Source organism: Streptomyces turgidiscabies Car8 (assembly GCF_000331005.1).
Classification (GTDB): domain Bacteria; phylum Actinomycetota; class Actinomycetes; order Streptomycetales; family Streptomycetaceae; genus Streptomyces; species Streptomyces turgidiscabies.
Genome location: NZ_AEJB01000280.1, coordinates 1 through 19,224, shown reverse-complemented (window position 1 = coordinate 19,224; position 19,224 = coordinate 1). Strand labels below are relative to the sequence as shown.

Annotated in this window: 17 protein-coding genes; 15 read left to right on the top strand and 2 right to left on the bottom strand. The window is 69.7% G+C overall.

Annotated features, from left to right (window positions below; translation table 11 throughout):
- Positions 1-18 precede the first annotated feature (18 nt).
- From STRTUCAR8_RS18620 to STRTUCAR8_RS18575, 10 genes are all read left to right on the top strand, one after another.
- Positions 19-894: a helix-turn-helix domain-containing protein gene (locus tag STRTUCAR8_RS18620; RefSeq protein WP_006377386.1), complete on the top strand. Its 876-nt coding sequence runs from the start codon at positions 19-21 to the stop codon at positions 892-894.
- A gap of 79 nt (positions 895-973) precedes the next feature.
- Positions 974-1,186: a DUF397 domain-containing protein gene (locus STRTUCAR8_RS18615; RefSeq protein ID WP_179200460.1), complete on the top strand. Its 213-nt coding sequence runs from the start codon at positions 974-976 to the stop codon at positions 1,184-1,186.
- Between the two features lie 73 nt (positions 1,187-1,259).
- Entirely contained in the window at positions 1,260-2,075 is an 816-nt protein-coding gene (locus tag STRTUCAR8_RS18610; protein WP_006377365.1) for an SAM-dependent methyltransferase, read from the top strand.
- A gap of 452 nt (positions 2,076-2,527) precedes the next feature.
- On the top strand, positions 2,528-3,559 hold the full coding sequence (locus STRTUCAR8_RS18605; RefSeq protein ID WP_006377382.1) for a substrate-binding domain-containing protein: 1,032 nt from the start codon (positions 2,528-2,530) through the stop codon (positions 3,557-3,559).
- A gap of 303 nt (positions 3,560-3,862) precedes the next feature.
- Positions 3,863-6,316, top strand: coding sequence for a sensor histidine kinase (locus STRTUCAR8_RS18600; protein WP_006377391.1), 2,454 nt, complete (start codon positions 3,863-3,865; stop codon positions 6,314-6,316).
- A 14-nt stretch (positions 6,317-6,330) separates the two neighbouring features.
- Positions 6,331-6,756, top strand: coding sequence for a roadblock/LC7 domain-containing protein (locus STRTUCAR8_RS18595; RefSeq protein WP_006377390.1), 426 nt, complete (start codon positions 6,331-6,333; stop codon positions 6,754-6,756).
- Position 6,757: 1 nt separating this feature from the next.
- On the top strand, positions 6,758-7,114 hold the full coding sequence (locus STRTUCAR8_RS18590; protein WP_006377384.1) for a DUF742 domain-containing protein: 357 nt from the start codon (positions 6,758-6,760) through the stop codon (positions 7,112-7,114).
- Positions 7,101-7,706, top strand: a complete 606-nt coding sequence (locus STRTUCAR8_RS18585) for a GTP-binding protein (RefSeq protein ID WP_006377387.1) — start codon at positions 7,101-7,103, stop codon at positions 7,704-7,706. Before STRTUCAR8_RS18590 ends, STRTUCAR8_RS18585 begins: the two co-directional genes overlap by 14 nt.
- A gap of 132 nt (positions 7,707-7,838) precedes the next feature.
- The gene (locus STRTUCAR8_RS18580) at positions 7,839-8,720 is read left to right on the top strand and encodes a glycosyltransferase (RefSeq protein ID WP_006377375.1); all 882 of its coding nucleotides are present in this window, start codon (positions 7,839-7,841) and stop codon (positions 8,718-8,720) included.
- Positions 8,717-10,882: an ArnT family glycosyltransferase gene (locus STRTUCAR8_RS18575; RefSeq protein ID WP_006377366.1), complete on the top strand. Its 2,166-nt coding sequence runs from the start codon at positions 8,717-8,719 to the stop codon at positions 10,880-10,882. Before STRTUCAR8_RS18580 ends, STRTUCAR8_RS18575 begins: the two co-directional genes overlap by 4 nt.
- 102 nt (positions 10,883-10,984) lie before the next feature.
- Here the strand turns inward: STRTUCAR8_RS18575 and STRTUCAR8_RS18570 are convergent, their stop codons facing one another.
- Positions 10,985-11,197 (bottom strand): hypothetical protein, encoded by a 213-nt coding sequence (locus STRTUCAR8_RS18570; RefSeq protein WP_006377380.1) that lies wholly within the window; start codon positions 11,195-11,197, stop codon positions 10,985-10,987.
- Positions 11,198-11,252: 55 nt separating this feature from the next.
- Positions 11,253-12,407, bottom strand: coding sequence for a M20 family metallopeptidase (locus STRTUCAR8_RS18565; RefSeq protein ID WP_006377379.1), 1,155 nt, complete (start codon positions 12,405-12,407; stop codon positions 11,253-11,255).
- Between the two features lie 293 nt (positions 12,408-12,700).
- Between STRTUCAR8_RS18565 and STRTUCAR8_RS18560 the strand changes: the two genes are divergently transcribed.
- From STRTUCAR8_RS18560 to STRTUCAR8_RS18540, 5 genes are all read left to right on the top strand, one after another.
- Positions 12,701-13,744, top strand: coding sequence for a LacI family DNA-binding transcriptional regulator (locus STRTUCAR8_RS18560; RefSeq protein ID WP_006377372.1), 1,044 nt, complete (start codon positions 12,701-12,703; stop codon positions 13,742-13,744).
- A gap of 126 nt (positions 13,745-13,870) precedes the next feature.
- Complete coding sequence (locus tag STRTUCAR8_RS18555; RefSeq protein ID WP_006377376.1) at positions 13,871-15,259, top strand: ABC transporter substrate-binding protein; 1,389 nt, start codon at positions 13,871-13,873, stop codon at positions 15,257-15,259.
- Between the two features lies 1 nt (position 15,260).
- Positions 15,261-16,142 carry a carbohydrate ABC transporter permease gene (locus tag STRTUCAR8_RS18550; RefSeq protein WP_006377359.1) on the top strand — a complete coding sequence of 294 codons (882 nt, stop codon included), beginning with the start codon at positions 15,261-15,263 and terminating at the stop codon, positions 16,140-16,142.
- Entirely contained in the window at positions 16,139-17,077 is a 939-nt protein-coding gene (locus STRTUCAR8_RS18545) for a carbohydrate ABC transporter permease (protein WP_006377381.1), read from the top strand. Before STRTUCAR8_RS18550 ends, STRTUCAR8_RS18545 begins: the two co-directional genes overlap by 4 nt.
- A gap of 58 nt (positions 17,078-17,135) precedes the next feature.
- A partial coding sequence (locus STRTUCAR8_RS18540) for a beta-galactosidase (protein ID WP_006377385.1) occupies positions 17,136-19,224 on the top strand: 2,089 nt, incomplete at its 3' end.

Sequence of the window (19,224 nt, the reverse complement as noted above, 5' to 3'; positions counted from 1 at the left end):
CGGCGTGAGGGGGTAGGCGTGACCGCGGAGACCGACTGGGGCGGCGCCCCTTCCGTCCTGCGCATGATCCTCGGCAGACAGCTGGAGGAGCTGCGGACGCGCGCCGGCCTCTCGTTCGAGGACGCGGGTGTGGCGATCGGCGTCAGCCACTCCACGATCCGCAGGATGGAAGCGGCCAAGGTGGCCCGCCTGCGCCTGCCGGACGTCGAGAAACTGCTGCAGACGTACGGGGTGACGGACCAGCAGGAGATCGACACGTTCCTCAAGTCGGTCCGCGAGGCCAACAAGCGCGGCTGGTGGCACAACTACCGGGACGTACTGCCCGACTGGTTCGCCGCGTATCTGAGCCTGGAACAGGCGGCGTTGCAGATCCGCGCCTACGAGGCGCAGTTCGTGCCGGGTCTGTTCCAGACGGCGGACTACGCGCGTGCCCTGCTGGGGGCCGGCAATCCGCACGGCTCCTCGGAGGAGACGGACCGGCGTGTGGCGCTGCGGCTGCGCCGCCAGGAGCTGCTGACCCGTCCGGCGCCGCCGCGGGTGTGGATCGTGATGGACGAGACCGTGCTGCGGTGGCCGGTCGGCGGTCCGGAGGTGATGCGCGCGCAGATCGACCACCTGATCGAGATGAACGCGCTGCCCCATGTGACCTTGCAGATCATGCCGTTCGGCAACGGCCCGCATCCCGCGATGCGGGCCGGGGCGTTCCATCTCTTCCGGTTCAGGGCACCCGAGTTGCCGGACATCGTCTATCTGAGCGGTCTGGTCGGCGCGGTGTATCTCGACAAGGGCGACGACGTCGTCGTCTATCGCGAGGCTCTGGACCGGCTGGGCGCGCAGTCGGCGCCCGCCAGAAAGACCGAGGCTCTCCTCGGTGCGATTCGCAAGGAGCTCTGACATGCACCACCCCACACATCCTCACCTCACGAACACCCACTCCAACCACTCCGGCCACTCCCACCCCGTACGCAACGGCATGCCGGCCCGTGAACTCGGTTCACGGGGCTGGTCCAAGCCGTGGAGCGACGACGCGGGCGGCGCCTGCGTCGAAGTGAAGAAGCTCGCCGACGGCCGGGTCGCCGTCCGTCAGTCCACCGATCCCGACAGCCCGGCGCTGGTCTTCACCCCGAACGAGATGACGAGTTTCCTGGCCGGCGTCAAGGCGGGTGACGCAGACTTCCTGCTCTGAACTGCCTTGTTTCTACTGAGACTTGACTGACCTGACTCAGAATCAGATCCACGAGCTGAATGGGAGGGGCGGCGTGCCCGAAAACGGATGGCCTGCCGACCGGATCGACACGGAGAACGCACACTCCGCACGGATCTACGACTACATCCTCGGCGGTAAGGACTACTACCCCGCCGACAAGGAAGCGGGCGACGCCATGTCGCACGAGTGGCCCGCCCTGCCGATCCACATGAAGGCCAACCGCGACTGGATGAACCGCGCGGTGGCCTACCTCGCCAAGGAAGCGGGCATCCGCCAGTTCCTCGACATAGGCACCGGCATTCCCACCTCCCCCAACCTCCACGAGATCGCCCAGTCGGTGGCTCCCGAGTCCCGGGTCGTCTACGTCGACAACGACCCGATCGTCCTCACCCTCTCCCAGGGCCTGCTGGCCAGCACACCGGAGGGCCGGACGGCGTACATCGAGGCCGACTTCCAGCACCCGGAGGCCATCCTCGACTCCCCCGACTTCCGCGAGACCCTGGATCTCACCAAGCCGGTCGCTCTCACGGTGATAGCGATCGTCCACTTCGTCCTGGACGAGGACGACGCGGTGGGCATCGTCCGCCGCCTCCTCGACCCCCTCCCCTCGGGCAGCTACCTCGCGATGTCCATCGGCACTGCCGAGTTCGCCCCGGAGGAGGTGGGCCGGGTCGCCCGCGAGTACAAGGCCCGCAACATGCCGATGCGTCTGCGCACGTTCCCCGAGGCGGAGCAGTTCTTCGAGGGTCTCGACCTGGTCGAGCCGGGAATCGTCCAGGTCCACAAGTGGCACCCGGACGCGACGAGCGGGGAGGGAATCCGCGACGAGGACATCGCCATGTACGGGGCGGTGGCCCGGAAGCCGTAGCGCGTACGCGTAGAACCTTCGGGAATCGCGGGAGGGTTCACCCTGGCACGCCGCCAGGGTGAACGCACCGCGCGCCCTCGGAGTTCCGACGACTCGGCGTCTCGACGACCTGACGCATTGACGACTTGGCAAACACCAGGGCACGAAAGGGAACCGGAGGCCCCATCTCCCCTTCCATTACCCATCCGTACCGGCAATCCTTCTGACATCGCCCAAGGCCGTCCGAGGGGGATCACGCAAGCCGGGGACATGGTTCCAACTGGTTGCTCACTTGACTACCAGGCGTCACATCCGGTTGGCTCCGCCCCAGTGAAAGTCGGACAGTCAGTGCACGTCGACCGGCGATCGCACAGATTTCGGCGTACCCACACCCCGTCTCGTCCCCTCCGCTCCATGTCCCTCCCCTTCTTGTCCCTCCCCTCCTCGGCCGCGCAGCGAGGTGCCGCACTTCCATGAACACACCCCCCGCCTCTTCCGGTTCCGCTTCCGCTTCCGCACGGTCCGTCCGTGCCACGGCCGTTGTCGCCGGTCTGGCCGCCGTCTGTCTCCTCGCGGCCGGCTGTTCGGGCTCCGGCTCCGACGGGTCGGACTCCGGCCGGGGCTCCGCCGGCGCCGGTACCGCCCGGATGAAGGTCGCCCTGATCACCCACGGAGCCAAGGGCGACGCCTTCTGGGAGCGGGTGCAGAAGGGAGCGCAGGCCGCCGCGGCGAAGGACAACATCGAGCTGACGTACGCGAGTGACCCCGATGCCGCCGCCCAGGCCGATCTGGTGCGCGACGCCGTCAAGAACAAGGTCGACGGGATCGCCGTGACCCTCGCCAAGCCGGACGCGATGAAAAGCGTGGTCTCGCAGGCGAAGGCCGCCGGGATTCCCGTGGTCGGCCTCAACTCGGGTATCGACGCGTGGCGTTCGACGGGCCTGCTGGAGTTCTTCGGCCAGGACGAGAGCACCGCCGGCCGGGCTCTCGGCGACAAGCTGGACGCGCTCAAGGTCAAGCACGCCCTCTGCGTCATCCACGAGCAGGGGAACGTCGGCCTGGAGGCGCGCTGCGCCGGTGTGAAGAAGACCTTCACCGGCGAGACCGAGAACCTGTACGTGAACGGCACCGACATGGACACGGTGTCCGCGGTCATCGCGGCCCGGCTGAACCAGGACCCGAGCATCGACGAAGTGGTCACGCTGGGCGCGCAGTTCGCGCTCTCGGCGGTGAAGTCGGTGGACCAGTCGGGCAGCAAGGCGAAGATCGCCACCTTCGACCTCAACAACGACATCGTGGGCGCGATCAAGAGTGGTGCCGTGCAGTTCGCCGTGGATCAGCAGCCGTACCTCCAGGGCTATCTCGCAGTCGACTCGCTCTGGCTGTACAAGTCCAACGGCAACTTCAGCGGCGGCGGATCGGCTCCCGTGCTCACCGGGCCCGCCTTCGTCACCAAGCAGAACATCGCCGACGTCGCCAGGTTCGCGGCCGACGGCACCCGCTGAGCGTCACGCGGTACCCGACTCCCGTCCCTCTACGACTCCCTACGGATCCCTACAGCCCCCGTCGGCTCCCTTCGGCGGACGTTCCGTATCCCCTTCCGGTGCGCTCCCCAATCCCTTTGCGCAGCAACCGTCGTACAACGGCTACGCCAAGCTTTGGGGGCTCACGGTGTGTACGTTCACTTGTACGGATAGCATCCTGCCGACCCGGGCGTGTTCCGCCACCTGTTCCGTTTCCGCTGTCACCCGCCATCCGTCACCTGCCACTTGTCACTCCCGCCCACCGCTGATCGCCCTAGGACGACGATGCCTCCACGCAAAGGTGCCCGGCGCCGTCTCGGCTCCATACGTCTCTCGCTGATCCTTCTCGCACTGGTTCCCAGCGTCCTCCTCGCCGCGATGTGGGGTGTGACCACGATTCAGATGTTCTCGGAGGGCATGCGGCTGCGGGACCAGACGCAACTCAGCAAGGCGACCGGCGCCATGGGCACCGACGCCACGTTCGCGTTGCAGAAGGAGCGCACCCTGTCGGCCGAGTGGCTGGCCTCGCCCAAGGGCGACCGCACCGCCCTGGACGCGCAGCGCAAGGCGACGGACGTGGCGGTCGCGAAACTGGTCGGACAGACGAAGGCCGTCCAGGAGGCCCCCTCCCGTATCGGGGACCGGATGTACTCGGTCATCGCGGCGACGGGCAGCCTGGAGTACTACCGCGGGCAGGTGGACCGTCTCACCGACATCTCCCCCCAGCAGGTGCTGGACCAGTACTCGTCGATCATCGGCAACCAGATCCACGCCTTCCAGGAGCTCTCCCAGGTCGACGACGGCGACCTCACCTCGCAGGCCGGCCCACTCGTGTCACTGGAGCAGGCGGCCGAACTGGTCGCCCAGGAGGACTCGCAGCTCACCCTGGCCTGGCCCTCGCGCCACTTCGACCAGAAGGAGTGGGAGGCCTACGTCCGGCTGGTCAGCGCCCGGCGCTGGGTCGTCGAGGACCAGCTGATCCAGTCCCTCACCGGCTCGGCGAAGACCCGCACCGAGGCGATCCTGGCGGGCCCCGCCTGGCGGACCGTGACCGCCATCGAGGACCAGGTGCTCGCGTCGGGCACGCCCGGCGGCGGCGCCGAACGGAAGATCACCCTGCCCGCCAGGCAGAAGCAGTGGTCGGCCGCGATCGACCAGCTGAGCCTCCAGTACGGCTCGCTCATCCACGACGAGACCCGGGGACTCCTCACCCGCAGCGCCGACGAGGCGGACTCGCTGCTGATCAAGGCCGGTGTGCTGAGCGCCGTCGGACTCGGCGGACTGGTGCTGTGCGTCATCCTGTCCTGGCGCATCACCCGGTCCCTGTCCCGCCGGCTGCGCGGGCTGCGCATGGCGACCCTCAGCCTGGCCGAGGAGCGGCTGCCGGACGTGGTCGCGCGGCTCAACCGGGGCGAGAAGGTCGACGTCGAGTCGGCCACCCCGCCGCTGGACTACGGCTACGACGAACTCGGTCAGGTGGCACACGCGTTCAACGCCGCGCAGCGCACCGCCGTGCACACCGCGGTCGAACTCGCCGACACCCGGCGGGGCTTCCAGAAGGTCATCCTGGGCATCGCCCGGCAGAGCCAGAACCTGGTCAACCTCCAGCTCACCAAGCTGGACGCGCTGGAACGCGCCCACCAGGACCCGGAGATCCTCAAGGGCCTGTACGAACTCGACTCGACGGCCAGCCAGTTGCGCCGCTACGAGGAGAACCTCGTCATCATCAGCGGTGAACGGCCCGGCCGCAGCTGGACCGAGCCGGTCGCGCTGATCGACATCCTGCGCAGCGCCGTCGGTGAGGTCGCCCAGTACCAGCGGGTCGAGGTGCAGACCGAGGAGGACGTGTACCTCGCGCCGCCCGCGGTCGCCGACGTCATCCATCTGCTGGCCGAGCTGATCGACAACGCGACCGCCTACTCCCCCGCGCCCAGCCCGGTGGGTGTACGGGCCGCGATGGTCGCCAAGGGCCTGGCCATCGAGATCGAGGACCGCGGACTCGGCATGTCCGAGGACGACTACGCGTCCTTCAACGAACACCTGGCCAAGGCCCCGCAGTTCGACGTGGTGGCCCTCGCCGACGACCTGCGGCTCGGCATGTTCGTGATCGCGCGCCTCGCCGTCCGGCACGGCATCCACGTCACGCTGCGCTCCTCGCCGTACGGCGGTACGACGGCGATCGTGCTGATCCCGCACGACGTCGTCGTACGGGAACTCAGCGCGCCGGACACGGACTTGTCGGAGTCGGCGGAAGCGTCCGCCGAGGTGCCCGGCCCGGCTGTCGCGGAGCGCCCGACGCACGAGCGCGTCCGGGAGACGCAGTCCGCCGTGTCCCGCGTCCGGACCGCCGACGCCGGTACCGCTCCCCGGGCCGCCGTCCTCGTCGGGGCGGACCTGGGAGCGGGTCCGGGCGGTGAGCGCAAGGCCGAACGCGGGGGCGCCGCCGCCCGCAAGGGCGGGCTTACCCCGCTGCCGCGCCGGGTGCCGCAGACCAGCCTGGCCGCCGAGCTGCGGGAGGACACCGAACCGGACGGCACGTCCGAGGAGGCGCCCGAGGAGTTCTCGGCGGAGCGCGCGGCCTCCTCGCTCTCCGGGTTCCAGCGCGGCACCCTCCAGGCCCGTGACGACGACGCCGAAGAGCAGTACGACCATGGGGAGGACTACGCGCCTCAGGAACCTGACGCACAACTCCCCGACGCAGGCACTCCGGTCACCTCGACTCCGCCCGCAGACCGCTGATGAAGGACAGAGAAATGACACGCCCCACCCCCGCCACGCACACCGAGCTCGACCAGTTGCTCACCGGACTCGTGGACCGGGTAGCCGAGGTCAACCACGCCGTCGTGCTTTCCGAGGACGGACTGGTCGTCAGCAGGTCCACGGCGTTCCTGCGGGACGACGCCGAGCGGCTCGCGGCGACCGCGTCCGGGCTGATGAGCCTCAGCAAGGGCGTCAGCATGGACTTCCGGGGCGGCCCGGTGCGCCAGGCGCTGATCGAGATGCGCAACGGCTACCTGATCCTCACGGCGGCCGGCCCGGGCGCCCACCTCGCGGTGCTGACCAGCCAGGGCGCGGACGTCGGCGTGGTGGCGTACCAGATGAACATGCTGGTGAAGAAGATCGGTGAGCACCTCAGCGCGGCCCCGCGTGCCGGGGTCGTCGGCGCGGCCGGCGAGTGAGGTGAACGGAAGCGACGCGGCCGGCCGTCTCGTACGGCCGTTCACGCTCACCGGCGGGCGGACCCGGCCCAGCCGCGCCGACTTCACTCTGATCACGTCGGTGACGGCGGTGGAGCCGCAGCCGGACGGGCCCACGCGTCCGCAGCCCGAGCACGCTCGGATCCTGCGGCTGTGCGCGCGGCCCGTCGTGGTGGCGGAACTCGCGGCCCATCTGGACCTGCCGGTGAGCGTGGTCGTCATCATGCTGTGCGACCTGCTGGAGGCCGGCCGGATCACCGCCCAGTCCCCGAGGCAGATCTCGCGCACCACGGACATGGACCTGCTCCAGAAAGTGAGGGACGGTCTTGGCCGGCTCTGACCCGACCCTGAACGGGACCTCGGCGCCCGACACGGTCAAGATCCTCATCGCCGGCGGGTTCGGCGTGGGCAAGACGACGATGGTCGGCTCGGTCAGCGAGATCGTGCCCCTGCGCACCGAGGAGCCGCTCACGGCGGCCGGCCTCGGCATCGACGACCTCGACGGCATCGAACAGAAGAAGGCCACCACCGTGGCCCTCGACTTCGGTCGCATCACCCTCAGCCACGAGCTGATCCTGTACCTCTTCGGTACGCCGGGGCAGCAGCGGTTCTGGTTCATGTGGAACGACCTGGCGATCGGCGCGCTGGGGGCCGTGGTCCTCATCGACGTACGCCGGCCGGAGTCGAGCTTCGCGGCGATCGACTTCTTCGAGCGCCGGGACATCCCGTTCGTCGTCGGGGTGAACGGCTTCCACGGGGAACATCCGTACGAGCCGGATGAGATACGGGAGGCACTGGCGCTGCCGGAGCACACCCCGGTCCTGCTGTGCGACGCCCGGGACCGGGACTCGTGCCGGGACGTGCTGATAGCGCTGATCGACCAGTTGATAGCGTCCGCGACCCCGGGTGGCGGCAACGCGCACACGGCCTGAAGTCACGTGTCAGTAGGTCGGTGAGTCACGTGCCAGCGGGCTCCTGTGGGCAGGCTGTGAGTTCGCTGATTCTCATTCGTCGCTCAGAGTCGCCTCAGGGTCGCCCCAGATACGGCCCCGATCGTCACTGGCATGAACGAAACGAACGCGAGGGGCGTCCGGCGGCGTTCGGTCGAGATCGTGGTGCCGGTGTACAACGAGGCGCACGTACTCGCCGACAGCATCGGCCGTCTCCACGCCTACCTCGAAGCCTCCTTCCCGTTCCCGTTCCGGATCACGGTCGCGGACAACGCCAGCACTGACGCCACCTGGCAGGCGGCGACCGAGCTGACGCTCCGCCTCCCCCATGTCCACGCCGTCCATCTGGACGCCAAGGGCCGGGGCCGCGCCCTGAAGCACGTGTGGAGCCGCTCCACGGCCGACGTGGTCGCCTACATGGACGTCGACCTGTCGACGGGCCTCGCGGGCTTCCTCCCGCTCGTGGCGCCCCTTCTCTCCGGCCACAGCGACGTGGCCATCGGCAGCCGGCTGCACCGCCAGGCCGACGTGGTGCGCGGCCCGAAGCGCGAGTTCGTCTCCCGTTCGTACAACGCCCTGCTGAAGCTCGGCCTCGCGGCCCTCCCCCACTCTCGGCTTCGCTCGAGCGGGGGGACCCCCATCTCGGACGCCCAGTGCGGTTTCAAGGCGGTCCGCACCGACGTCTTCCGGGCCCTGGAGCCACATATCCAGGACAACTCCTGGTTCTTCGACACCGAGTTGCTGGTCCTGGCCCAGCGCAACCGGCTGCGCATCCACGAAGTACCGGTCGACTGGGTCGACGACCCCGACAGCAGGGTCGACATCGTCCGTACCGCCCTGGCCGACCTCAGGGGCGTACGCCGGATGCTGCGCGCCGGTCTCACCGGACGCTCCCGGATCCCCGTCCCGCACCGCGTCCCCGCACAGGGCCACACCCCGGTCGGCGCACCTCAGCACATCAGCAGCCCCGTCCCCAGCTTGGAGTACGCGTCATGACGACCCTCGCCCCGCCGCCGACCCGCGACAGCGCGCCCGACCACCGTCGTCGCGCCGAACCCCCGGCCACCGACGGCACCCTCGCGGGCCGTGCCCGGCGCCTGTTCAGCGGCGCCCCGGAGGACCCGCGCTGGACCCGCCCCGCCCTCTGGGGCATCCTCCTGCTGGCCACGGCGCTCTACGCCTGGAACCTCTCGTCCATCACCGGCAACACCTTCTACGACGCGGCCGTGTACAGCGGCACGAAGAGCTGGAAGGCGTTCTTCTTCGGCGCGTTGGACTCCGGCAGCTTCATCACCGTCGACAAACCCCCCTTCGCCCTCTGGGTGATGGGCCTGTCGGCCCGTGTGTTCGGTTACGGCACCTGGCAGTTGATGCTGCCGATGGTCGCGGTGGGCACCGGCTCGGTCGCGTTGCTGCACCGCATGGTGAAGCGTGACTTCGGCCCGGTCGCGGCGACGATCGCGGCTCTCGCGCTCACCCTGACACCCATCACGGTGGCCATCACCCGGGACACCAACCCGGACCCGATCCTCGTCTTCCTGATGCTGCTGGGCGCGGCTGCCCTGATGAAGGCGGTGCGCACGGGACGGCTGATGCCGCTGGTGTGGTCGGCGGTCGCGATCGGCTTCGCCTTCAACACCAAGATGATGCAGGCGTACGTCGTCCTGCCGGTCTTCTTCCTCGTCTACCTCTGGGCCGCGGACGCCGGGCTCGGCAAGCGCGTCCGCAACCTGGCCGTGGCCACCGTCGCACTGATCGTCTCCTCCGCCTGGTGGATGGTGGTCGTCGACCTGATCCCGGCCTCCTCCCGCCCCTACATCGGCGGTTCGACCGACAACACGGTCTGGGACCTGGTCATCGGCTACAACGGCTTCGGCCGTATCTTCGGGGCGAGTTCGTCGGTGGGCTCGCAGGGCAACGGCGCCAGCTTCGGCGGCAGTTCGGGCGTCTACCGGATGTTCAACGAGATCATGGGCGGTCAGATCTCCTGGCTGATCCCGTTCGCGCTGATCGCCCTGGTCGCGGGCCTGGTCCTGCGCGGCCGGGCTCCCCGTACGGACTCCGAGCGGGCGTCGCTGATGCTGTGGGGCGGCTGGTTCGTCCTGCACTACCTGACCTTCGCCCTCGCCGAGGGCACCTTCCACCCGTACTACGTCACGGCCATGGCCCCGGGCATCGCGGCCCTGGCGGGCGCCGGCGGCGTCATGCTGTACCGCGCCTTCCGCGAGGGCTCGGCGAAGTGGGCGTGGGTTCTGCCGGTGGCGGTCGCGGCGAGCGCGGTCTGGGCGGTCGTCCTGCTCCAGCGGGTCTCGGGCTCCGGCACCCTGTACACGGTCGCGGAGATCGTGGTGGCCGTGGCGGCCACGGTCTCGGTCATCGGCCTGCTGACCGGCCGGTTCATGAAGCGACAGCGCCTGCTGGGCATCGCGGCCCTGGCGGCGGTCGTCGCCCTTCTGGCGGGCCCGGCGGCCTACTCCGTCTCGGCGGCCACCAGCTCCACCAACGGCACGAACCCGACGGCCGGCCCCAGCACGGGCGGCGGAATGGGCGGGGGCATGGGCGGAGGCGGCGCTCCGCAGGGCTCCAGCAGTACGAGTGGCACGAGCGGCACGAGTGGCAGCAGCAGCGGTACGAGCACCAGCGGCGGCCCGTCCATGGGTCAGCCCCCGTCCGGCAACACCTCGTCCACCAGCGGGAGTTCGTCGGAGGCGGCGGCCGAGTCGGGCACCCGCCCGAGCGGCGGCGGAATGGGCGGCGGCTCGCAGGTGTCGTCCGACATGATCACGTACCTCAAGAAGCACCAGGACGGCGCGACCTGGCTGCTGGCGGTGGCCACCGACCAGACGGCGTCCTCGATCATCCTGGAGTCGGGCCGGCCGGTCATCTCCATGGGCGGCTGGTCGGGCAGCGACAACGCGATGACCCTCGCCAAGCTCAAGAGCCTGGTGAAGTCGGGCGAGCTGCACTACATCATCGTCAGCAGCGACACCGGCCAGGGCACGAACTCGGAGATCGCCACCTGGGTGAAGGAGCACGGCACGGCGGTCAACTCCTCGGCCTACAGCTCCACTTCGACCACCAGCTCGTCGACGTCGAGCTCGACATCCACGTCGACCAGCAGCGGCCTGTACCGCCTGGACGCGTCCGACGTCAGCTGACAGACCTGCTCCGCACGTCCCGACGGGCGGGCCACCGGAATCACTCCGGGGGCCCGCCCGCCCACGTCTGCCGAACGCGACTTCCGCTCACAGGGGTTCCGCTCACAGGCAGTAGCGGACCAGCCACTCGTCCTCGTTGTACGCGCCCTTCGCCGGGTCCGGCACGGACGCCGGCTGCGCGGCCACCATGTCCTCCACGCGGATCCGCTCCGGCAGCTGCCCGAAGCGGGCCTGGCGGACCGCCTCGGCGGCTTCCGGGGCCCCTGCCTCGACGTTCGTCCCGACCTTCGCTTCGGTCTTCGCCTCGTACGTCATCCCGATCCCCGTTCGCTTGGAGCCGACCGTATGTCCAGCGTACGCGGGCGCCCGCCTATTCCGCGTGAGCCGTCAGCAGCCCCGCGAGGAGCGCGGTACGGGCGGGAACGTGGGCCAGCAGCACATGTTCGTCCCGGGCGTGCGCACCCCCGCCCACCGGCCCCAGACCGTCCAGCACCGGGCGTCGCAGCGCGGAGACGAAGTTGCCGTCGCTCGCCCCGCCCACACTCGTCTCACGGATCGTCAGGCCCAGCTCGGCGGCCACCGACTGCGCCTGTTTGAGCAGGAGTTGGGAGGCGGGCGTCGGCACCATCGCCGGGCGGTTCCAGCCGCCGGAGACGGACACCCGTACCCGGGGATCGGAGGCCGTGAGGACGGCCAGTTCGGTGTCGACGCGGGCCGCCTCGGCGGGGTCGGCGATGCGTACGTCGACACCGCAACGGGCGTGTCCGGCGATGACGTTGCGTCCCGTACCGCCGCTGATCACCCCCACGTTGACCGTCGTACCGCGCTCCCGTGAGCCCAAGTGCGCTATGCGGATGACCAGTTCGGCGAGGGCGTGCACGGCGCTCGCGCCGCCGTACGGGTCGAGGCCGGCGTGTGCCTCCACCCCCTCCACCGCCACCTCGAAGAGGCCGACGCCCTTGCGGGCCGTCTTCAGGTCGCCGTCGGTGCCCGCGGCCGGCTCGCACACCAGGGTGGCCGCCACCTGCTCGCTGAGCCGCTCGATGTGGGGCCGGGAGAAGGGGCTGCCGATCTCCTCGTCCCCGTTGAGGAGCAGGCGGATCGTGGGGCGCGGCAGATCCCGTTCACGCAGCAGCCGCAGCGCCCACATGGCCTGTACCAGGCCGCACTTCATGTCGAAGGCGCCCGGCGCGCTCACCCTGCCGTCGTCGGTCACGGTGAACGGCCACTCGGTGAGGGTGCCGGCCGGCCACACGGTGTCGTAGTGGGCGAGCAGCAGCACCGTCGTCCCGGAGGTGCCCCGGTAGAGGAGTTCCAGGACGTCTCCGTGTTCGCCGCCGTCGTGGCGCACGGCCTCGTCCGGCGGGCCGAGACGCCGAAGCGCCAGGTCCTCGATGGCGGCGAGTCCGGCGGTCAGCAGTTCCTTGTCGTCGCTGGGGGTCTCGCATTCGACCAGTGTCCGCAGGTCGTCGATCATCTCGGGCAGGGCGGTACGGGCCAGGGACTCGATGTCGTGCGGTGACACGGGCAGCTCCTCGGACGACGGCACGGGACGGCGCGGGACGCGCGTCAAACCCGGTAGCTACCCGGATGACCGGGGATTCATGGCCGTCGGCCAACGCCCGGGGCCACCGTGCGGACCCGAAAGTTACCAGGAGATTTCGCGCGAACCCTTGACGCGCTCCGCCCGACTGCGTAGATATGACTGCGCAGTCATGACAGCGCAGTCAGAAAGTCGGCGGACGCTGTCCCACCTCAGGTCCACGGTCAGCCACAGCCATCCTCCGGCACCGTGGGCGCCGACCACCGGGAGTCACCGTGACACGACAGACAGGACGGGGCGCGACCTCGTCGACACCCCGCAGTGTCGACGTGGCGCGTCTCGCGGGGGTCTCTCAGAAGACCGTGTCCAGGGTCTTCAACAGCGAGCCCTACGTCTCCGAGGACGTACGGCGCCGTGTTCTCCAGGCCGCCGAGGACCTCGGCTACCGGATGAACAACGCCGCCCGGGCACTCGCCTCCGGGCGGACCAGATCCATCGGCGTGGTGACGCTGGGCACCGCCCTGTACGGGCCCGCCTCACTGCTCATGGGTATCGAGCGCGCCGTCCGGGACACCGGGTACGCGCTGCGGGTCGTCAACACAGTGGAGGGCGACCCCGCGGGCGTCGCCGGCGCCGTCGGCTCACTCCTCGAACAGGGAGTGGACGGCATCGTCGTCTCCGAGCCGATCGACGAGGGTACGAGCGCGGCGGGACTGTCCGTCGACGTGCCGGTTCTGGTCATCGGTGCACCGACCCCCTTCGCCACCTCCCGCCCGGTCACCTCGGGCGGCGGTGCGGACCTGCTGACCCGGGCCGCGACCCAACACCTCCTGGATCTCGGCCATATGACGGTGCATCACCTCTCGGGTCCACCCCGCTGGTACGCGGCCAGGGACCGGCTCACCGCCTGGCGGGCCGCCCTCGCGGCGCATGGAGCGCCCGAGCCGCCCGTCGTCGTGGGCGACTGGTCGGCCGCCTCGGGATACACGGCGGGTCGTCGACTCGCCGCCGATCCCTCGGTGACCGCCGTGTTCGCCGCCAACGACGACATGGCCATCGGGCTGATCCGGGCCCTGACGGAGGCCGGCCGGCGGGTGCCGGACGACGTCAGCGTGGTCGGGTTCGACGACATCCCGGTCGCCGCGTACGTCACACCGCCGCTCACCACCGTGCGTCAGCCCTTCGACGCCGTGGCGCAGGAAGGCCTCAAACGGCTCCTGCACGCCATCGAGAACCCGGACGCGGACCCCCTGCCGCCGAGCGACCCACCGGTCGACCTCGTCGTACGGTCCTCCACCGCACCCCCGCCCCACCGGTAGCCGCACCGCCCAAAGGCCGGTCAGCCCCACCTGCGGCCCCTCCCCTTTTTCTCTCTCCGCCTCTCTGCCTCTCTGCCTCTCTGCCCTTCCTTCTCTCCACTCCCTTCGCCCCGGCCGGAGTTCACCATGCGCAAGAACATCGCCTCCTCTTCTGCCATCAGCCGTCGTCTCCTCCTCACCGCGGCCGGCGCCGCCTCGCTCGGCGCGGCCCTGACCGCCTGCGGCGGGGGCGGCTCCGACGGCGGCTCGACCTCGTCGAAGCCGGTCAGCCAGGCCGACATCGACAAGGCGATGAAGACGCCGACCGAGCTGACGTTCTGGACGTGGGTCCCGAACATCGACCAGGAGATAGCCCTCTTCGAGAAGAAGTACCCGGCGATCAAGGTCAAGGCCGTCAACGCCGGTCAGGGCGTCCCGGAGTACACCAAGCTGCGTACGGCTCTGAAGGCCGGCAGCGGCGCCCCGGACATGGTGCAGATCGAGTACCAGGCCATCCCGACCTTCACGATCACCGACAGCCTCCTCGACCTGCGGCCGTACGGCGCCTCCGCTCTCAAGTCGCAGTTCGTGGACTGGACCTGGGGCCAGGTCAGTGGCAGCAACGGCGAGCTCTGGGCGATCCCGCAGGACACCGGCCCGATGGGCATGCTGTACCGCAAGGACATCTTCGACAAGCACGGCATCGAAGTCCCCGAGACCTGGGACGAGTTCGCCGAGGCCGCGCGCAAGCTGCACAAGGCCGACCCGGACGTCTACCTGACCAACCTCGCCGCGAACCAGGTCGCCGCCTGGCACGGCATGCTCTGGCAGGCGGGCGCCAAGCCCTACGTCACCTCGGGCAAGAGCGACATCACGGTCAGTGTCGACGACGCGGTCTCCAAGAAGCTCGGCGCGTTCTGGGGCGGGCTCGCGCAGGAGGGTGTCATCGGTGTGGAGCCGGACTTCACGGACTCCTGGTACGCGGCGCTCAACAAGGGCAAGTACGCCACCTGGATGACCGGGGCCTGGGGTCCGGCGTTCCTCTCCGGGTCGGCCAAGGACACCTCCGGCAAGTGGCGGGCGGCGCCGATGCCGCAGTGGGACGCGTCCAAGCCGAGCGCGGGCAACTGGGGCGGTTCGACGACCGCGGTGATCCGGTCCACCAAGAACCCGATCGCGGCGGCCGAGTTCGCCAAGTTCCTCAACAGCGACCCCGAGAGCGCGAAGATGTTCGCGACGAAGCAGTTCTTCTTCCCCGCCACCAAGGCCCTGCTTGCGGACGCGAGCTTCATCGGTGACACGCCCGCCTTCTACGGCGGCCAGAAGGTCAACGAGGTCTTCGCGGGCATCAGCGAGCAGGTCAACCCGTCCTTCCAGTGGCCGCCGTTCCTCGACCAGGTGGCCACCGACTGGACGGAGACCGTCGGCCGTTCGCTGGCCAGAAAGACGGACACGGTCGCCGCGCTCGGGGGCTGGCAGACGCGGATCACCACGTTCGCCAAGAGCCAGGGCTTCACCGTGAAGGCGGCCCCCTGACATGGCCAAGCACCTCGCGCGGCCCCGGTCGGCGGGCCCGCTGTTCATCGCCCCCTTCATGGTTCTGTTCCTTCTCCTGTTCCTCGCTCCGCTCGGCTACGCGGCCTATCTGAGCCTGTTCCAGGAGAAGTTGGTCGGCGGCACGTCGTTCGTCGGCCTGGACAACTACGTCACGGCCCTCAAGGACCCCCAGCTCCGTGAGGGGGTGATCCGGGTGGCGACCTTCTTCGTGATCCAGGTCCCGCTGATGCTGCTGCTGGCCCTGCTCTTCGCCCTCGCCCTGGACAGCGGCCTGCTGCGGCTGTCCCGGGTGATCCGGCTGGGCATCTTCGTGCCGTACGCCGTCCCGAGCGTGGTCGCCACCCTGATGTGGGGCTACCTCTACGGCCCGGACTTCGGCCCGTTCGCCCAGCTCAGCGAGAAGCTGAGCCTGCCCGCCCCGCACTTCCTGACCGACAGCTGGATGCTCGGCAGCCTGGCGAACATCGTGACCTGGGAGTTCGTCGGCTACAACATGATCATCCTGTACGCGGCCCTGCGGACCATTCCGCACGACCTGTACGAGGCCGCCGCGCTGGACGGAGCGGGGGCCTGGCGGATCGCCTGGTCCATCAAACTCCCGGCGCTGCGGCCCGCGTTGACGCTCACCCTGCTGTTCTCGGTGATCGGCAGCTTCCAGCTCTTCAACGAGCCCAACCTGCTGATGAAGATCGTCCCGGACGTTATCGACAGCTCGTACACCGCCAACCTCTACGCCTACACGCTCGCCTTCACCAGCCAGCAGATCAACTACGCGGCAGCCGTCTCCTTCCTCCTCGGCCTGCTGATCGTGATCATCTCGTACGCCTTCCTGCTCACCGCGAACCGCAGGAGGCCCGCGTGACCACCACAACTCCCCCTGCCGACAGCGTGGTTGTCGCCGCCGGCAAGGCGCCCGAAGCAGCCGGGCAGCGGCGCCGCCGGCCGGGCCGCCGCACCAGCACGCCCCTCACGATCGCCATGCTGGCGGTACTCGCCTACTTCCTCCTCCCGCTCCTCTGGCTGCTGATCGCCTCCACGAAGAGCACACGGGACCTGATCAACACCTTCGGCCTGTGGTTCTCCGACGCACCGCAGCTGCTGACGAACATCCGCCTGACCTTCACCCAGGATGACGGCGTCTTCGCCCACTGGCTGCTCAACACCGTGCTGTACGCCGGTGTCAGCGCCGTCGGCGCCGCGGTCCTGGCGGCAGCGGCGGGATACGGGTTCGCCAAGTTCCGGTTCCGCGGGAACGGCGCCGCCTTCAACCTCGTACTCGGCGCGGTCATGGTGCCGGCGACGGCCCTGGCCATCCCGACGTACCTGCTGTTCGCCAAGGTGGGCCTGGTGAACACCCCGTGGGCGATCATCCTGCCCTCGCTGGTGAGCCCCTTCGGGCTGTACCTCATGCGGGTGTACGCCCAGGACGCGGTGCCCGACAGCATCCTCGAAGCCGCCCGGATGGACGGGGCCGGGGAGTTCCGGATCTTCTGCCAGATCGTGCTGCGGCTGCTGGCACCGGGCTTGGTCACCGTGCTGCTGTTCACGCTGGTGGCGACCTGGAACAACTACTTCCTGCCGCTGATCATGCTCAACGACCCGGACCTGTACCCGATCACGGTCGGGCTCTCCTCCTGGGCCGCCCAGGCGCAGAACGGCGGGGCGGGCGCCAGCAGCGACATGCTCGCGCTGGTCGTGACCGGGTCGATGATCTCGGTGATCCCGCTCGTCGTGGCCTTCCTGATGCTCCAGCGGTACTGGCAGAGCGGCCTGGCCACCGGCGGCGTCAAGCAGTAACTCCCGACCCAGCCGCACGCGTTACCCAACTCCCCTTCCCCCACTGGAGGTTGACTTCATGGCGGTCCTGCCCGCCCGCGTCCTCTTCGGCGCCGCGTACTACCACGAATACGCGCCCACGCACGGCCGCGAGCACCGTCCCGGCGAACAGCTCAAGACCGACCTCGACCTGATGGCCGACGCCCGTTTCAGCGTGATCCGGGTCGGCGAGTCGGTCTGGTCGACCTGGGAGCCGGAGAACGGCAGCTTCGACCTGGACTGGCTGGAGCCGGTGCTCGACGGCGCCCATGAGCGCGGTATCGCAGTGGTCCTCGGCACCCCGACCTACGCCGTGCCGCCGTGGCTGGCCCGCCAGTACCCGGAGATCACCGGCGAGCGGGCCACCGGGGAGCGGATCGGCTGGGGCGCCCGGCAGGAGGTCGACTTCACGCACCCCGCGTTCCGGTTCCACGCCGAGCGGGTGATCCGGAAGATCATCGCCCGGTACGCCGACCACCCGGCGGTCATCGGTTTCCAGGTGGACAACGAGCCCGGCAACGAGCTCCTCCACAACCGGGGCGTGTTCGAGCGCTTCGTCGACCATCTCCGGGCGAAGTACGGGGACGTCGAGACCCTGAACCGCGAGTGGGGCCTCGTCTACTGGTCGCACCGCCTGTCGACATGGGCCGACCTGTGGACCCCCGACGGTAACTTCCAGCCCCAGTACGACGTCGCCTGGCGGGAGTTCCAGGCCCGGCAGGTCACCGAGTTCATCGGCTGGCAGGCCGACATCGTCCGGGAGTACGCGAACCCGGAGCAGTTCGTCACCACCTGCATCTCGTACACCCGCCGGGCCGTGGAGGACGAGGAACTCAGCGTGCCGCTCGACATCTCGTCGGGCAACCCGTACTACGCCATGCAGGACGGCCTCGCGCTGCCCGACCTCACGCCGGACGCGTACGCCCAGCACTGGAAGACCACGGGTGTCTGGGCCCTCTACCAGACCGCCGACTGGATGTTCTCCTCCAAGCAGGCCCCCTTCCTGGTCACGGAGACGAACGCCTCGTCCATCGGCGAGCCGTGGCACAACCGCCCCGCCTACGACGGCCAGTGGCGCCAGGCCGCCTGGGCACTGGTGGGGCGCGGGGCCAGGATGATCGAGTACTGGCACTGGCACACCCTGCACTTCGGCGCCGAGACGTACTGGGGCGGCGTCCTCCCGCACAGCGGCGTGCCCGGCCGGACGTACGCCGAACTGGCCCGGCTCGGCGCCGAGTTGGACGCGGCGGGCTCGCTGGTCGCCGGTCTCGAACCGGACGCCGACATCACGATGGTCTACTCGACGCCAAGCAAGTGGCTGATGCAGAAGTACCCGCCGATCGCGACGGGCGACGGCGGCCCTGACGACACCGCCTACCACCGGATCTTCGACCCGTTCTACCGGGGCGCCTTCGACGCCGGCCGCCAGGTCCGGATCATCCACGCCCGTCAGCTGCACGACCCGCGCGGCGAACGGGACGGACTGACTCCCGAGGAGGCGGTGACCCGTCACCCGGTCCTGGTCGTCCCGGCGCTGTACGTCGTCGACGACACGACCCTCGACTGGTTCGCCGCGTACGCCCATGCCGGCGGCCACCTGGTCCTCGGCCCGCGCACGGCGTACGCCGACCACGAGGCCCGGGCCCGCCACGAACTCGCCCCCGGACGCCTGGTGGACGCGGCGGGTGTCAGCTACGACGAGTACAGCAACCTGACCCAGGAGATCCCGGTGCGTGGCGTGCCGGGCGGCCCCCTGCGACTCCCCGAAGGCGCGAAGGCGGTGCACTGGGCCGACGGCCTCACCGTGACCGACGCCGAGCCGCTGGTGACGTACGACCACCCGCACTTCGGCCGCTGGCCGGCGGTCACCACCCGCCGTCACGGCGCGGGCCAGGTGACGTACGTCGGGACGGTGCCGGGCCGCGACCTCGCCCGGGAGCTGGCCTCCTGGCTGACCCCCACCGCCCGCAGTGTCTGGGGCGACCTCCCGGCCTCGGTCACGGCGACCACCGGTACGGCCGAGGACGGGCGGCGCGTGCACATCGTCCACAACTGGAGCTGGGAGCCGGCGCGGGTCACGGCCCCGGCCGACCTGACGGACGTACTGAAGGGCAGCCCGGTCCCCAAGG

What these genes read in the sequence shown, in the direction of transcription:
- STRTUCAR8_RS18615 (WP_179200460.1), top strand. Translation starts at nt 974, where the DNA reads ATGCCGGCCCGTGAACTCGGTTCACGGGGCTGGTCCAAGCCGTGGAGC.
- STRTUCAR8_RS18605 (WP_006377382.1), top strand. Translation starts at nt 2,528, where the DNA reads ATGAACACACCCCCCGCCTCTTCCGGTTCCGCTTCCGCTTCCGCACGG.
- STRTUCAR8_RS18600 (WP_006377391.1), top strand. Translation starts at nt 3,863, where the DNA reads ATGCCTCCACGCAAAGGTGCCCGGCGCCGTCTCGGCTCCATACGTCTC.
- STRTUCAR8_RS18595 (WP_006377390.1), top strand. Translation starts at nt 6,331, where the DNA reads ATGACACGCCCCACCCCCGCCACGCACACCGAGCTCGACCAGTTGCTC.
- STRTUCAR8_RS18580 (WP_006377375.1), top strand. Translation starts at nt 7,839, where the DNA reads ATGAACGAAACGAACGCGAGGGGCGTCCGGCGGCGTTCGGTCGAGATC.
- STRTUCAR8_RS18575 (WP_006377366.1), top strand. Translation starts at nt 8,717, where the DNA reads ATGACGACCCTCGCCCCGCCGCCGACCCGCGACAGCGCGCCCGACCAC.
- STRTUCAR8_RS18570 (WP_006377380.1), bottom strand. Translation starts at nt 11,197, where the DNA reads ATGACGTACGAGGCGAAGACCGAAGCGAAGGTCGGGACGAACGTCGAG.
- STRTUCAR8_RS18555 (WP_006377376.1), top strand. Translation starts at nt 13,871, where the DNA reads ATGCGCAAGAACATCGCCTCCTCTTCTGCCATCAGCCGTCGTCTCCTC.
- STRTUCAR8_RS18550 (WP_006377359.1), top strand. Translation starts at nt 15,261, where the DNA reads ATGGCCAAGCACCTCGCGCGGCCCCGGTCGGCGGGCCCGCTGTTCATC.